This is a genomic window from Paenibacillus sp. EKM206P (assembly GCF_011066155.1).
Classification (GTDB): Bacteria; Bacillota; Bacilli; order Paenibacillales; family Paenibacillaceae; genus Paenibacillus; species Paenibacillus polymyxa_D.
In genome coordinates this window covers 84,274-99,051 of record NZ_JAAMNQ010000009.1, presented here as the reverse complement: position 1 = coordinate 99,051, position 14,778 = coordinate 84,274, and the positions used below count along the sequence as shown (strand labels likewise).

At 45.7% G+C, this 14,778-nt stretch carries 11 protein-coding genes and 1 pseudogene; all 12 read left to right on the top strand.

Translation table 11 applies throughout. The annotated features are described in order from the left end of the window. The first annotated feature begins 90 nt into the window (after positions 1-90). The 12 genes and pseudogenes from G9G53_RS18135 to G9G53_RS18080 all read left to right on the top strand — a co-directional run bounded on the left by G9G53_RS18135 (position 91) and on the right by G9G53_RS18080 (position 14,716). Complete coding sequence (locus G9G53_RS18135) at positions 91-507, top strand: cupredoxin domain-containing protein (RefSeq protein WP_029519241.1); 417 nt, start codon at positions 91-93, stop codon at positions 505-507. A 512-nt stretch (positions 508-1,019) separates the two neighbouring features. Continuing rightward, positions 1,020-2,033 carry an ABC transporter permease gene (locus G9G53_RS18130; protein ID WP_165149458.1) on the top strand — a complete coding sequence of 338 codons (1,014 nt, stop codon included), beginning with the start codon at positions 1,020-1,022 and terminating at the stop codon, positions 2,031-2,033. Between the two features lie 15 nt (positions 2,034-2,048). Then, positions 2,049-2,951 (top strand): carbohydrate ABC transporter permease, encoded by a 903-nt coding sequence (locus G9G53_RS18125; RefSeq protein ID WP_023990333.1) that lies wholly within the window; start codon positions 2,049-2,051, stop codon positions 2,949-2,951. Positions 2,952-3,025: 74 nt separating this feature from the next. Further along, complete coding sequence (locus tag G9G53_RS18120) at positions 3,026-4,720, top strand: ABC transporter substrate-binding protein (RefSeq protein WP_165149456.1); 1,695 nt, start codon at positions 3,026-3,028, stop codon at positions 4,718-4,720. 106 nt (positions 4,721-4,826) lie between these two features. Beyond that, positions 4,827-7,304, top strand: a complete 2,478-nt coding sequence (locus tag G9G53_RS18115; protein WP_165149454.1) for a glycoside hydrolase family 95 protein — start codon at positions 4,827-4,829, stop codon at positions 7,302-7,304. Next, positions 7,301-8,646, top strand: a pseudogene (locus tag G9G53_RS18110) (GH1 family beta-glucosidase). The gene G9G53_RS18115 and the pseudogene G9G53_RS18110 overlap by 4 nt, the downstream one beginning before the upstream one ends. Positions 8,647-8,862: 216 nt before the next feature. Continuing rightward, the gene (locus G9G53_RS18105; RefSeq protein ID WP_061828909.1) at positions 8,863-9,111 is read left to right on the top strand and encodes a hypothetical protein; all 249 of its coding nucleotides are present in this window, start codon (positions 8,863-8,865) and stop codon (positions 9,109-9,111) included. A 346-nt stretch (positions 9,112-9,457) separates the two neighbouring features. Further along, entirely contained in the window at positions 9,458-10,441 is a 984-nt protein-coding gene (gene cyoA / locus G9G53_RS18100; protein WP_061828908.1) for a ubiquinol oxidase subunit II, read from the top strand. Positions 10,442-10,466: 25 nt separating this feature from the next. Next, positions 10,467-12,443 carry a cbb3-type cytochrome c oxidase subunit I gene (locus G9G53_RS18095; protein ID WP_013311982.1) on the top strand — a complete coding sequence of 659 codons (1,977 nt, stop codon included), beginning with the start codon at positions 10,467-10,469 and terminating at the stop codon, positions 12,441-12,443. Next, on the top strand, positions 12,443-13,051 hold the full coding sequence (cyoC, locus tag G9G53_RS18090) for a cytochrome o ubiquinol oxidase subunit III (RefSeq protein ID WP_165149452.1): 609 nt from the start codon (positions 12,443-12,445) through the stop codon (positions 13,049-13,051). The genes G9G53_RS18095 and cyoC overlap by 1 nt, the downstream gene beginning before the upstream one ends. After that, complete coding sequence (gene cyoD / locus G9G53_RS18085) at positions 13,052-13,387, top strand: cytochrome o ubiquinol oxidase subunit IV (RefSeq protein WP_013311980.1); 336 nt, start codon at positions 13,052-13,054, stop codon at positions 13,385-13,387. A 204-nt stretch (positions 13,388-13,591) separates the two neighbouring features. Continuing rightward, complete coding sequence (locus tag G9G53_RS18080; protein ID WP_165149450.1) at positions 13,592-14,716, top strand: NADH:flavin oxidoreductase; 1,125 nt, start codon at positions 13,592-13,594, stop codon at positions 14,714-14,716. Positions 14,717-14,778: the final 62 nt, after the last annotated feature.

Here is a 14,778-nt window from a genome sequence, read left to right as displayed (position 1 = left end):
AATGAGGTATTTAAAATTTTGATTAACTTTTATATACTGGTTAGAGTTGATGCGTCACATGTAGACATTCAACTGGAGGGGCTGATATGAATGAAAACACTTATCTCTAAGCATTGGCATTTGATGCTGATTGGTTTTGTAGCCCTGAGCATGGGCGGGTTTGTCTTGTTTTATTTTCAGGGGAGCGTGTCGTCATTTCCGGTCATTCAACCTAAACAGGCTCAGGAAGAGCCAGACAAAACTAAATATGAGATTGTTACAGTGGGTGTAAAAGGGGACGGTTTCTATCCTAAAAATATTGAAGTGAAAGCCGGCGTTCCAACCAAAATCAATTTCAAGAAAATGACATCCTTCACTTGCATTGATGAAGTGCAGTCGTTGAAGATCGGAATGGACGTTTACCTGGATCACGAAAATAATTATTTTACCGTCCAGGACTTGAAACCAGGCGTATATGAGTACAATTGCGGTATGTACATGTACTACGGGACGATCACAGTAAAATAAATCAAAAAAGCTTTCTGGCACATTGATGCCAGAAAGCTTTTTTTCCTTCAATCAATCATTAGGTTAATTGCGACAGTGTGTATATACCATCCACCACCTGTGGTGCAGTATGCATTATCCCTTTTGCATTATGCTTTATCCTTTACCCTTTACCTCTGATCAGCTTACATTGCTGATCTTTTGTTTTTTACAAGACTTCTTTCAGGGAATTTACATTAGAACGGAACAGGCGGAATGTGCTGGACAAGCGAAGCGGTCGCCTTAAAGCTTTCTGCAGGAAAGTTCGCATCGCAAGCATAAACTGTCCCCGGCTTTCTACCTTTGTGTGCTTATTCAAGAAATCCGGGGACAACAGCGATGGGAAGCACCATCCGCATGCGTAGTGGCACGAATGTAATTTTTTTCATCCCATATATCTAATTTTGAACTGATTTTTCTCCTAATTCGTCGGGTATCCGCTTCCAAGCCAGCAAAGTATGATAATAGTATCTAGAGATGAGGAGGAGCTTGTTATGGGATCTTCAACTGAAACCGCTTCCAGTAATGGTGCTGTGATTCCTGAATCCAACCGGGGAAGACCGCGCAAGGCTCGCGGCCCGAAGCCTGAACGTGGTAGAAAAGGCTTGTGGGACAGTGTGAAGCAGCAAAAGTATCTTTATTTTATGTCCATTCCTTTCGTCATATGGGTGTTTGTTTTCAGCTATCTTCCGCTCTGGGGCTGGACGATGGCGTTTCAAAATTATAAGCCAGCCAAATCTTTTTCAGACCAGAAATGGGTAGGGCTGGATAACTTTATTGAGCTATTTCAGGATGAACGATTTTATCTGGTATTACGTAATACGCTAGCGATGAGCCTGATGGGGATTGTATTTGGTTTTGTCGTACCGATCTTCTTTGCAATTCTGTTAAATGAGCTGCGTGGTATGCTGTTCAAACGGTTTGTGCAGACAATATCCTACCTCCCGCATTTTGTATCCTGGGTAGTTGTGGCCGGTTTGGTCACCAAGATGCTGTCCATTGACGGAGGCATTGTCAACGATGTATTGGTAGCGCTTCATATTGTGGATGAACCGATTCAGTTTATGGCAAAGGGGAGTTGGTTCTGGTACATTGTAACCGCTTCCGATATATGGAAAGAGACAGGTTGGAATACGATTATTTATTTAGCTGCAATCACCGGAATTGATCAAGAACAGTATGAAGCATCGCGCGTGGATGGAGCGAGCCGCTGGAGACAGATGTGGCATATTACACTGCCGGGTATCCGCTCGACGATTGCCGTTCTGTTCATTATGGCGATTGGACATCTGGTGAGCAACGGTTTTGAAAAGCAGTTCTTGCTTGGCAATAGTCTCGTGACAGATTATTCCGAGGTGCTGGATCTGTACGCGCTCAATTACGGGATTAATTTGGGTCGCTTCTCTTATGGGACGGCAATTGGTATTTTCAACTCACTGGTTAGTATTCTGCTGTTGTTTACGGCGAACGGTATATTTAAAAAACTGACCAAAGAAAGCATCATGTAGGGAGGGAGAAGCGAAATGACGAATAAGGCATTTAATGCTACCCGGTCTGAGAAGCTGTTTGACCTATTTAACTATATCCTCATGGCTCTGATCGTGGTGTTGACGCTGTACCCGTTTCTGAACGTACTTGCGATTTCCCTGAACAATTCAACGGACACGGTTCGCGGTGGTATTTATATATGGCCCCGCCAATTTACGCTCGAAAATTACAAAACGATTTTCCAGTACGATGGTCTTCTTCAGGGACTGCAAATATCTATTCTTCGTACTTTGGTCGGAACAGTACTCGGATTGATCTGCGCGTCTATGCTTGCTTTTACATTGAGTCGGGTCGAGTTTCGCGCTCGTAAGTTTATTTCTACGTTTTTGGCGTTGACGATGTATTTTTCTGGCGGGATGGTGCCCGTGTTTATTTTGATGCGTGATCTGCATCTGCTGGGTTCGTTTTGGGTGTATATTTTCCCAGGCTTAATTAGCGCTTTTAACGTGTTTGTTATTCGTTCCTTTATGGACGGTTTGCCGTATGCGCTGCAGGAGTCTGCCAAACTCGATGGGGCAAATGATTTTACGATTTACTGGAGAATTATTTTGCCGCTGTGCAAACCAGTATTGGCAACGATTGCTCTTTTTCTGGCAGTAGGTCAGTGGAATGCTTGGTTTGATACGTATTTGTATAATGGTGGGGCGCCGCAATGGACGACGCTACAGTATGAGCTGATGAAGATACTGCAAAGTACGCAGCAAGGCGGCTCCAGTATGACGAATAGTAACGATATGGCTAAGCAAATGGCTCAAATTTCACCAGAGTCGATTAAAATGGCAATCACGATTACGGTTACGCTCCCCATCCTGATGGTATATCCGTTCTTGCAAAAATATTTTGTAGGCGGTATGACGCTGGGAGCAGTGAAATCATAAAAACCGGGATTCCGGTAGTGAAATAGAAGTTATTTGCAGGAGAAGTCATCATAGGAATATAGGAGGATTTATACATGAAAAAACACTGGTCCAGATTTGCACTGATTCCCTTCCTCGTAGTGTCACTTACCGCACTCGCAGGTTGTGGAGGAAGCGATAAAGCAGCGAAGGAAGGCACATCCAGCAGCACAGACCCGATTACGTTTAGCTTCTTCGGAGCAGATACAAGCCCGCAATGGAATGGAATGAAGGATGAAATAGGTAAGGAAATTACCAAAAAAACAGGTGTAACCTTGAATGCGGAATTTGATGTCAGTGGTGGAGGTGGAGATGACCGAATTGCTTTAATGGCAGCAAGTGGAGAATACCCGGACTTGGTTTCTCCTAAAGCGAATATTAACAAGCTTGTGGATGCGGGGGCCATGATTGATCTGACAGATCTGATCAACGATCACGCACCCAATCTCAAAAAGCTGTATGGACCCTATATGGATCGTTTGAAGTACAGTAATAAAGATCAATCCATCTATGTTCTTCCTACGTATGCAGGGGTGGGGCAGGAGAGTTTTGACGCAACGGGCGGATTTGAAATTCAACATAAGGTGCTCAAAGAGTTAGGTTATCCAAAGGTAAGAACGCTACAGGATTATGAAAACGTACTCAAAACCTATGCAGCCAAGCACCCAACGATCAATGGCAAAAAAACGATCCCACTCACGCTGGATGCAGACGACTGGAGAATTATGATTACCGTAACGAATCCTGCCTTCCAGACGACTGGAGCGCCGGACGATGGTGAATATTTTATTGATCCCACAACGTTTGAAGCGAAGCTTCATTATAAACGTCCAGAAGAAAAGGAATATTTCCGTTGGTTGAACCACATGTACAATGAAGGGCTGCTCGATAAAGATTCGTTTGTGCAAAAAAGTGATCAATACAAATCTAAAATTGCCAGCGGCCGTGTCCTCGGTCTGATTGACCAGGAGTGGGGTTATCAGGATGCTGAAAATGCGTTAAAAGCGTCAGGCAAGGCCGATTCCAGCTACGCGCATTTTCCAGTTACACTTTCGGAGGAATACAAAGATCGTTCCTTTCAGGATACGGGCTTCACGTCCGGTTATGGAGTAGGTATTACAGAAAATTGCAAGGACCCGGTGCGGGCTATTAAATTCCTGGATTATTTAGCTTCCGATGAAGGACAGGTGTTAGTGAACTGGGGGATCGAAGGCAAGCATTATGAGATCAAAGATGGCAAACGCATCATTCCTGCGGATGTGCTGGAGCAAAAAACGAACAATGCAACCAGCTTCAGTAAGTCTACTGGTATAGATTTGTACACGCTCATCAGCGGACACTATGGTGACGGCGTGAAAGACCCTACAGGCAACTACTATACTGCCAAATTCCCGGAGCAAATTATCGCGGCTTATTCGGAGCCGGAGAAAGAATCACTTAAAGCGTATGGCGTAAAAACGTGGAAAGATCTGTTCCCGGACAAGAAAGAATTTGATGTAAAGCCTTGGGGCGCAGCCTATAACCTGACAACAGACAATGAATCTAACTATAACGTTACATTCAAAAAAACGACCGACATTATCCGCAAACGTATACCCGAAGCTATTTTAGCACCAGCTTCCAATTTTGATACGGTATACGACAACATGATTAAAGAACTGGATGCCGCCGGAGCTGTCCAAATGGAACAGCAATACACGCAACTGGTGAAGGACAGAGTGGAGTTATGGAGCGGTAAGGCTTCTAAATAGCTGACTGCTTTTAACGAAATTTTGAATGCGGGAATGACAGAGCGCTTGTCCTTATGGTCTATACGGGATTAGCGCTCTGTTTGATCTTGATGGGGGAGGGTTTGATGTGACGAAAGGCAAAAGGCCACAGTCCCTGCGTTTATGGTATCGCCAACCTGCTGAGGTATGGGAGGAAGCATTGCCAGTCGGTAATGGAAGGCTGGGAGCTATGGTATTTGGCGGAATCAGAGAGGAGCATTTGCAATTAAACGAGGATACGCTCTGGTCCGGGTTTCCCAGAGACGGCGTTCAGTATGATGCATTGCGGTATTTGCAACCTGTCAGAAAGCTGATTGCAGATGGAAAATACAAGGACGCGGAACAACTGATTAATACGAATATGCTAGGTCGCGATACGGAAGCCTATCAGCCTTTGGGAGATTTGTGGATTACGCAGGAGGGCCTAGGGGAAATTGCGCATTATGAACGGGAACTGGATTTGCTGACTGGAACGGCAGCGGTCACTTTTCAAAGTGATGGAGTCCGCTATACCCGTGAAGTTATCGCCAGTGCGCCAGATGGAATCATGATGGTGTCACTGACTGCGAATAAGCTTGGGGAGATCCATGCATCTGTGCGCATCACTTCCCCCCATCCTTGTGAAGACGAGGTTGGAGAGGATGCACATTTTGGTGATTCATCCAAATGGGATAGCGATAATGACGATCCATCCGATGAGTCGATCAGAGACTTTATTACGTTGACTGGACGAGTGCCCAGTCATGTGGAATCTAATTATCACGGTGATCATCCACAGTCTGTCGTTTATGAAAATGATTTGGGGATGGCTTTTGCAGTTCAGGCGAGGGTTATTCCTGAGGGAGGAACCTTGACGAAGGGTGCTGATGGAGCACTGATCATCTCGGGCGCGGATAAAATTACGGTGTATTTGGCAGCAGCTACCGGATTTCAGGGATTTCACGCTATGCCGAATAGTGATGCAACGGAATCAGCAGAAGCATGTCAAGTCATTTTAGACGAAGCAATTTCGCTGGGAAGTGAGCAGGTGTGGCAACGCCATGAACAGGATCATCGAAAGCTGTTTGACCGCGTTGCATTAGAACTGGGAGGTGATACTCTAACCGATGAGTCCGTTTTACCGACTGATCAGCGATTGGAACTTTATCAGAAAGGTCAGGCCGACCCGGGGCTGGAAGTGCTGTTATTTCAGTATGGCCGCTATTTGCTCATGGGCAGCTCGCGTCCGGGGAGTCAGCCTGCCAATCTTCAGGGCATCTGGAATGACCGGGTGCAGCCGCCGTGGAACAGTAATTATACAACCAATATTAATACGCAGATGAACTATTGGCCCGCAGAAGTATGCAATCTTGCCGAGTGCCATGAACCATTGCTGCACATGATTGGAGAAGTGGCCCGTACGGGACGGAGAGTATCCTCCATCCATTATGGTGCTCAAGGGTGGGCAGCTCATCACAATGTGGATGTGTGGAGATACGCTGGACCTTCAGGGGGCCATGCCAGTTGGGCATTTTGGCCGCTTGGGGGTGTATGGCTAACTGCTCATCTATGGGAGCGCTATCTGTTTACCCTGGATACAGCCTATTTGGCAGAACAAGCTTATCCACTCATGAAGGGGGCGGCAGCCTTTTGCATGGATTGGCTCGTGGAAGGCCCGGAGGGTTGGCTTGTGACATCCCCATCCACATCACCTGAAAATAAATTCAAAACGCCGGATGGCGAGGAATGCAGTATATCTATGGGCTCCACCATGGATATGACGCTGATTCGGGAGCTGTTGGGTAACTGCATTCAAGCTGCGGACCTGCTGGAATTAGACGATGAGTTCCGCAACCGCTGTGAGGAGACACGGGCACGGTTAATGCCCTATCAAATCGGACGTCACGGCCAGTTACAGGAATGGTTTATCGATTTTGAGGAAGCGGAGCCTGGGCATCGACATGTTTCGCATCTATATGGGTTGTACCCCGGTCGACAAATTCACATCCGTGATACCCCGGAGCTGGCTGAGGCGGCCCGCATATCGCTGCGTCGACGGCTTGATCACGGTGGTGGTCATACCGGATGGAGTTGTGCCTGGTTGATTAACCTGTACGCTCGGCTGGAAGATGGCGACGCCGCACATCGGTATGTTCGCACGTTGCTGTCGCGATCGATCTATCCTAATTTATTCGATGCTCACCCGCCTTTTCAGATCGACGGTAATTTTGGTGCGACGGCGGGGATTGCAGAAATGCTGCTACAAAGCCGTCCGGGAGAGCTGACGTTACTGCCTGCCTTGCCAACGGCATGGTCGGAGGGACGGGTTAGTGGATTGAAGGGACATGGCGGGATGACGGTCGGCATGGAATGGTCTGGTTCCAGGCTCGTCCGTGCTGAATTGACCGTGTCTGTCCCGACGGGAAGCTGCACGATTCGCTATTCACATCCGTTTAGCGCAGATGCTCGTCAGGCTCTGCCTGATCCTGAGCATGGAGGATTCATTTTGTCATGGATTTTTACCAAAGAGCAGGAAATAACGAACAGACCTACGATTATAATTAGAGGAGAGGAAGAGACAATATGACCATTTTTCAATTTCCGCAGGACTTTATGTGGGGGACCGCAACGGCAGCTTATCAAATCGAGGGAGCTTATGAGGAGGATGGGAGAGGTTTGTCGATCTGGGATACCTTTGCCCATACACCTGGCAAAGTATTCAACGGTGATAACGGCAATTAGCTTGTGACAGCTATCATCGCTACGAGGAAGATATCCGCCTAATGAAGGAACTGGGCATTCGTACATACCGTTTTTCAGTGTCCTGGCCGCGTATATTTCCCAATGGTGACGGTGAAGTCAATCAAGAAGGATTGGACTATTATCATCGCGTAGTCGATTTGTTGAACGAAAATGGGATTGAACCGTTTTGTACACTGTACCATTGGGATCTGCCTCAAGCGCTTCAGGATGCTGGAGGATGGGAGAATCGTCGCACGATTCAAGCATTTGTCCAGTTTGCAGAAACGATGTTCCGCGAGTTCCACGGTAAAATACACCATTGGCTAACATTCAATGAACCATGGTGCATCGCCTTTTTATCTAATATGCTGGGTGTTCATGCCCCGGGTCTGACAAATCTTCAGACAGCCATTGATGTAGGACATCATTTGCTAGTTGCGCATGGTCTTTCTGTGCGCCGTTTCCGCGAGCTGGGCACCAGTGGCCAGATCGGTATCGCTCCCAATGTCTCCTGGGCTGTTCCTTACAGCACATCTGAGGAAGATAAAGCTGCTTGTGCGCGCACCATTTCCCTGCACAGTGACTGGTTTCTTCAACCTATTTATCAAGGCTCGTATCCTCAGTTTTTGGTAGACTGGTTTGCGGAGCAAGGAGCCACCGTGCCTATTCAGGATGGGGATATGGATATTATCGGCGAGCCTATTGATATGATCGGTATCAATTACTATGCTATGTCAGTTAATCGTTTTAATCCTGAAGCCGGGTTTCTTCAATCTGAAGAAATCAATATGGGGCTACCTGTAACGGATATCGGTTGGCCAGTGGAGTCGCGTGGGCTGTACGAGGTACTGCATTATTTGCAAAAATACGGTAACCTCGATATTTATATCACAGAGAATGGGGCTTGCATCAACGATGATGTCGTGAATGGCAAGGTTCAGGATGACCGTCGTATTTCGTATATGCAGCAGCATTTGGTGCAGGTACACCGGGCTATTCATGACGGCCTTCATGTCAAAGGATATATGGCATGGTCACTTATGGACAATTTTGAGTGGGCAGAGGGATATAATATGAGATTTGGCATGATTCATGTCGATTTCCGCACACAGGTCCGCACCCCGAAGGAAAGTTACTATTGGTATCGAAATGTAGTAAGTAATAACTGGTTGGAGACCAGACGTTAAACGAAGAGCGATTTAATAATATAGCAAAGATAGACCTGTCTTCTCTCCCTTTTGTTTGAACACTGGGTCTTCCGGGGTAATAATAGTCAAGATATGCAGAGGGTTGTTTTAGGTATGTAGAGACCAAAGGGAATAAAGAAGCAAGATAAGTGCATACTGACAAAAATACCGGACGAGGGCGTTAAAAATTATTTTAGACCGAAGGGAGTGGAGGGTATGGCTGCAAATTTTAGGAAATCAGGATCAACTGACGGGCAAATGAGCCGGACGGTATCTGTTATCGCTTGGATCGCCTGTATTGCAGGTATTATCCTTATTTTGCTTGATATAGGTAATTTAACTGATCGGAATATATATTTAATGACAGGTATTGGCTGCGTTGTTGCCGGGATTTTTATTTTTCTAGTTGGGAAATCATTTGTCATTGCACGCAAGAAGGAAGACCAGGAAAACGGCCGCAGTTAATACAATTTAAAAATGATTTAAAGCAAATATATGCTGAAAACAACAATGTGGGGCTTCGAGCAGTGGAGGATGATAACTGTAAGGAGTCCCGCTTTTTTCTTTAATATAACTTCTTTAAGATACACAAATAACGTTTTTATTATGTCATCTTTGTATTAATAAGAAATTTTGAATTTGCAAGATAAATTTTATTTTTAGAGATGTTTTTCACAAAAAACGGACAAATAATCGACAATTCTGTTAACAATAAAAAAAGTGGCCACTTTTCTGCTATCTTATATAGGGGCAACATTACAGGAGTTCGTAAAGTTTTGAGTAATTTATTATTTAAGGAGAGGGGAACAACATGAACAAAAAACCAAAAGCGATTATTGCGTTGGTTTTGACCGTGCTCACGGTAGCATTGCTCATTTGGACGTGTTTTTATGCTGGCGGAAAATACGTTGTTTTCGATCCGAAAGGACCTGTTGGGCAAGCACAAAAAGAGCTGATCATTCTTACAACGGCATTGTCTGCGCTAATAATTGTACCGGTCATGATTTTGACTTTCTTCATCATTTGGCGGTATCGTGATACACCGACAAACAAGGTGAAGTATCAACCCCACTGGGATGACAGCAAAAAGCTGGAGACTACATGGTGGGCTATTCCAATTATCGTTATCTGTATTATTGCGGTCATTACTGCAAGATATACCTACTTGCTGGAGCCTTCCAAGCCGTTGGCAAGTACGCAAAAGCCAGTAACCATTCAAGTGACTTCACTGGACTGGAAATGGCTCTTTATGTATCCAGAGGAAGGTATAGCTACAGTTAACCAAGTTCACATTCCTAAAGGTGTTCCAGTCCGTTTTGAACTGACTGCTGACGCCCCGATGAACTCGTTCTGGATTCCGCAATTGGGCGGACAAATCTACACCATGTCAGGCATGGCTATGAAACTGCATTTGCAGGCCGATCACGAAGGAACTTACTTTGGTTCGGGTGCAAACTTTAGCGGTGAGCATTTTGGACAAATGCGTTTTGATGTAGAGGTCCAGTCGGATGAAGAGTATAAAAACTGGGTCGCTGACATCAAGAAGCAGTCTAAGCCGCTAACGAAAGACGGCTATTTGGCGCTTGCAAAACCAGGTTTGTCCCAGCCTGATGAGTATTCTTCGATTCCAGATGGCTTGTTCAAAGACATTGTTAACAAGTATGTAGTGGAGGGTGCTTCTAACCCACATGCTGGGCATGGTGAAGCTACATCCACAGAAGGTTCTTCTCAGTCCGGCACAGAAGATCATGCGGCAATGGACATGAGTCATATGAATATGAGCGGACACAATTAAATGATTATAGGGAAGGAGGCCCCCAATGCTTGACAAAATAAAAGAGTTTGCATCCACTTTCTTCGTTACTGGAGACCCAATGATCTATGGAGCGGACGTCTCCATCGCATTAGCGACGATCGGGATCGTGTTTGTGCTCACTTATTTCAAAAAATGGGGCTGGCTTTGGAAAAACTGGTTGACTACTGTTGACCATAAAAAAGTCGGTATTATGTATATTCTTGCGGCCATCTTGATGTTATTCCGCGGAGGCGTGGATGCATTATTGATGCGTGTTCAACTGGCTACACCGGATGTTACACTTCTGCATCCTGAGCATTACAACCAGATTTTCACAACTCATGGCACGATCATGATCCTGTTTATGGCGATGCCGTTGATGTTTGGTTTGTTTAATATCGCTGTACCTCTTCAGATTGGTGCGCGTGACGTTGCGTTTCCTTTCCTGAACGCATTGAGCTTTTGGCTTTTCTTTATGGGAGCAATGTTGTTCAACCTGTCCTTCGTTATCGGCGGTTCGCCAGATGCAGGTTGGTTGAGTTATCCACCGCTTTCAGAACTGCAATTTAGTCCAGGCGTCGGTCAGAACTTCTATATCTGGGGTATTCAGATTTCGGGTATAGGTTCATTGGCTACGGGGATCAACTTTATTGTGACCATTATTAAAATGCGTGCACCTGGTATGACTTGGATGAAAATGCCTGTCTTTACGTGGTCCGTATTTTCGTCATGTGTTATTATCATTTTCGCATTCCCGATTCTGACGGTTACTTTGGCATTGCTGTTCCTTGACCGCTTTGGAGGAGGACACTTCTTTACGCTTGATTTCGGCGGTAACCCGATGATGTATATCAACTTGATCTGGATGTGGGGTCACCCTGAGGTATACATTGTAGTTTTGCCTGCCTTCGGTATTTATTCCGAGGTCATCAGCGTATTCTCCAAAAAGAAATTGTTTGGATACAAGTCCATGGTTTACGCCATGTTCATTATTGCGATCTTGTCCTTCTTCACGTGGGCGCATCACTTCTTCACGATGGGATCAGGCGCAGATGTTAATGCATTCTTTGCGATTTCGACGATGGTTATCGCAATACCGACAGGGGTTAAAGTATTTAACTGGCTGTTCACGATGTATCGGGGTAAGATTACATTCAAGACTCCTATGATGTGGTCAATTGCTTTTATTCCGAACTTCTTGATTGCTGGTTTGACGGGCGTCATGTTGTCTGTAGCGCCTGCTGACTTCCAGTTCCATAACAGTTACTTCCTGATCGCTCACTTTCACTCCGCTCTGATTGGTGGTGTAGTGTTCGGTTACTTGGCAGGTCTGTACTATTGGTGGCCTAAAATGTTCGGTTTTACATTGCCTGAAACGCCTGGTAAATGGGCTTTCTGGTTCTGGAACATCGGTTTCTATGTATGTTTTATTCCACAATATTCTCTCGGTCTGATGGGTATGACGCGTCGTCTGAGCACTTACGGCTGGGATACCGGCTGGCAGCCGCTTAACCTCGTTTCAACCGTTGGGGCATTCCTGATGGGGATTGGGTTCTTGTTCCAGGTTCTTCAAATTCTTCTGGGTATCAAGAATTATCGCAAGCTGAAGGATACAACAGGCGACCCTTGGGGTGGTCATACGTTGGAATGGTCGATTCCTTCACCTGCACCAGAATACAATTTTGCTACCATTCCACAAGTAGAAGAACGTGATGACTGGTGGGCAGAAAAAGATAAACGTGCAAAAGGTATTTTCAGAAAGCAACCGCCAATTGAAGCGATTCATATGCCGAAAAACTCGGCGATTCCATTCATTATGTCGGTATTCTTTTTCATTGCAGGTTTCGGGTTCGTATTCGGATGGTCGTTCTTCTATATTCCAGGGCTGATCGGTGTGGCAATTTGTATGATTTGCCGTTCGTTCTTCTCCTATGATGGCGACTACTATATCCCTGCGGATGAAGTAAAACGCACGGAAGCGGCAATAAGGGGGTCTGTATAATGGCACAAGCTACAGCACATCACAGCCATGATCATGACCACGGGCATCACGATCCGCAAGAATTGAAGATGCTTGGTTTTTGGATCTTCCTCGTTACGGACGTAATCCTGTTCAGTACCTTGTTCGCAACCTTCGTCGTCCTTCGGAACAACACAGCCGGAGGACCGGGTGGCGCAGAGCTGTTTAACATGACGGGCGTTATTATTGAAACGTTCCTCTTGCTCACGAGCAGCTTCACAAGTGGTCTGGCTGTGTTGGCCATGAACAAAGGAAGCATGAAGGGATTAATTAACTGGTTAATCGTGACGGCGATCCTGGGTCTTGGTTTTATCGGTTTTGAGGTTTACGAGTTTGTTGAGTTGGTACACGAAGGAGCCAATTTTGGAACCAGTGCGTTCTTGTCGGCATTCTTCACTTTAGTCGGAACGCACGGACTTCACGTTTCGTTAGGTCTGGTTTGGATGATTGGACTCATGTTCCAGTTGAAAAAACGCGGGCTTACACCAGAGACGAAGGGGAAAGTTTCGGCATTGAGCTTGTACTGGCACTTTTTGGACGCTGTCTGGATCTTCTTGCTGACAGTCGTCTATTTGATGGGGGTGATGTAGATGGCACAGCATCAAACAGGAGCGGGTTCGCATGGTCATGATGATTCTCACGGTTCAGTGAAATCCTATGTTATCGGGTTTATTCTGTCCATCGTACTGACCATCATTCCTCTCGGTGTGGTTATGAATCATATGTTGAGCCGCACTTCGACCATGGTTGTTATTTTAGCCGCGGCAGTGCTACAATTTCTGGTTCAGCTTTTCTTCTTCATGCACATTCGTGAAAGCAATGGACCACGTTGGAATGTCATGACTTTGATTTTCGGTGTAGTTATCCTGTTGACCGTCGTTGGTGGTTCTGTATGGATTATGGAATACAACATGGTAGCACACTAATAAGTCAGGATTTTTGCAAAATCACTCAAGTACAAACGAATTAGGAAAGAGGAAGCGGACGTAGAGCCGCTTCCTCTTTTTTTTGTGTAGCTAATTAAAATTAAAACTGTGGCTTCTTGAACTCAAGTTTACATATGTGTAAAATGGAATTGTATAACAGTAGAGTGAAAACGATAATACTAGTGGAGAGCGGAGGAAAAAGTAATGAACACAGAAATACTGTTTAAACCTTTTAAGGCAGGTAATTTAACTCTTCCCAATCGGATTGTTATGGCGCCAATGACACGAAATTTTTCTCCTCAAGGTATTCCAGGGCCTGACGTGGCGGTGTATTATCGTCGGCGTGCAGAAAATGCGGTTGGTTTGATTATTACGGAGGGAACTGCTATTAATCATCCCGCAGCTGTAGAGCACACCAGCATTCCTAATTTTTATGGTGAGGGATTAAAGGGGTGGGCCAAGGTAGTCGAGGAGGTTCATGCGGTAGGTGGCAAGATTATACCGCAGCTCTGGCATGTGGGTACAGCTCGCCAAATAGGTGCGGATAACCAACCGAATCCCGAGGCATCGCCTGTCGGCCCGTCCGGTATTTCTCCTGCCGGTGAAAAGGTAGTTGAGCCGTTGACCGAGACCGAGATTGCTGATATTATCGCAGCCTATGCTCAGGCCGCTGCCGATGCCCAGCGAGTGGGTTTTGACGGTATTGAGCTTCATGGAGCACACGGCTATTTAATTGATCAGTTTTTCTGGGACAAAACGAATAAGCGTATCGATCAATATGGAGGCAATTTGGTCCAGCGTACTCGATTTGCGGTGGAGGTCATTGAGGCTTGTCGTCGTGCAGTAGGGCCGGATTTCCCAATTATACTGCGATTCTCCCAGTGGAAGATGTACCACTATGAAGAAAAGCTGGCACAGACACCTCAGGAACTTGAACAGTTTCTCGCTCCATTAGTGAAGGCAGGAGTGGATGTGTTCCATTGCTCAAGCCGCCGTTTTTGGGAACCGGAATTTGAAGGGTCTGATCTAAACCTGGCAGCTTGGACGAAAAAGATAACAGGCAAGCCAGTTATTACTGTAGGCTCGATTGGTTTGGAGAAGGCCTTTTTGAGTGATTTGGAAAAAAATAATAATCGTCAAACCGATCAATCCAGTAGTGTAGAGGCAAGATTAGAACAGCTCGTGGGGCAAGTAGAACGAGAGGAAGCTGATCTGGTTGCGGTTGGGCGTGCTTTGCTGGTTGATCCAGCGTTTGCGGTGAAGTTACGTGATCAACAAATAGAAGAAATTATTCCTTACAGTGATGAAGTATTAAAAACGTTGAATTAAGCTTTATTAAGCTCTATGTAGTGTAAAGCTATAGCGTTAGGCAAGCATTGAGACTTGGAAGT

Bases quoted from the DNA above. Each gene is read 5' to 3' on its own strand.
- G9G53_RS18135 (WP_029519241.1), top strand. From the start codon at position 91: ATGAAAACACTTATCTCTAAGCATTGGCATTTGATGCTGATTGGTTTT.
- G9G53_RS18130 (WP_165149458.1), top strand. From the start codon at position 1,020: ATGGGATCTTCAACTGAAACCGCTTCCAGTAATGGTGCTGTGATTCCT.
- G9G53_RS18125 (WP_023990333.1), top strand. From the start codon at position 2,049: ATGACGAATAAGGCATTTAATGCTACCCGGTCTGAGAAGCTGTTTGAC.
- G9G53_RS18120 (WP_165149456.1), top strand. From the start codon at position 3,026: ATGAAAAAACACTGGTCCAGATTTGCACTGATTCCCTTCCTCGTAGTG.
- G9G53_RS18105 (WP_061828909.1), top strand. From the start codon at position 8,863: ATGGCTGCAAATTTTAGGAAATCAGGATCAACTGACGGGCAAATGAGC.
- cyoA (WP_061828908.1), top strand. From the start codon at position 9,458: ATGAACAAAAAACCAAAAGCGATTATTGCGTTGGTTTTGACCGTGCTC.
- G9G53_RS18095 (WP_013311982.1), top strand. From the start codon at position 10,467: ATGCTTGACAAAATAAAAGAGTTTGCATCCACTTTCTTCGTTACTGGA.
- cyoC (WP_165149452.1), top strand. From the start codon at position 12,443: ATGGCACAAGCTACAGCACATCACAGCCATGATCATGACCACGGGCAT.
- cyoD (WP_013311980.1), top strand. From the start codon at position 13,052: ATGGCACAGCATCAAACAGGAGCGGGTTCGCATGGTCATGATGATTCT.
- G9G53_RS18080 (WP_165149450.1), top strand. From the start codon at position 13,592: ATGAACACAGAAATACTGTTTAAACCTTTTAAGGCAGGTAATTTAACT.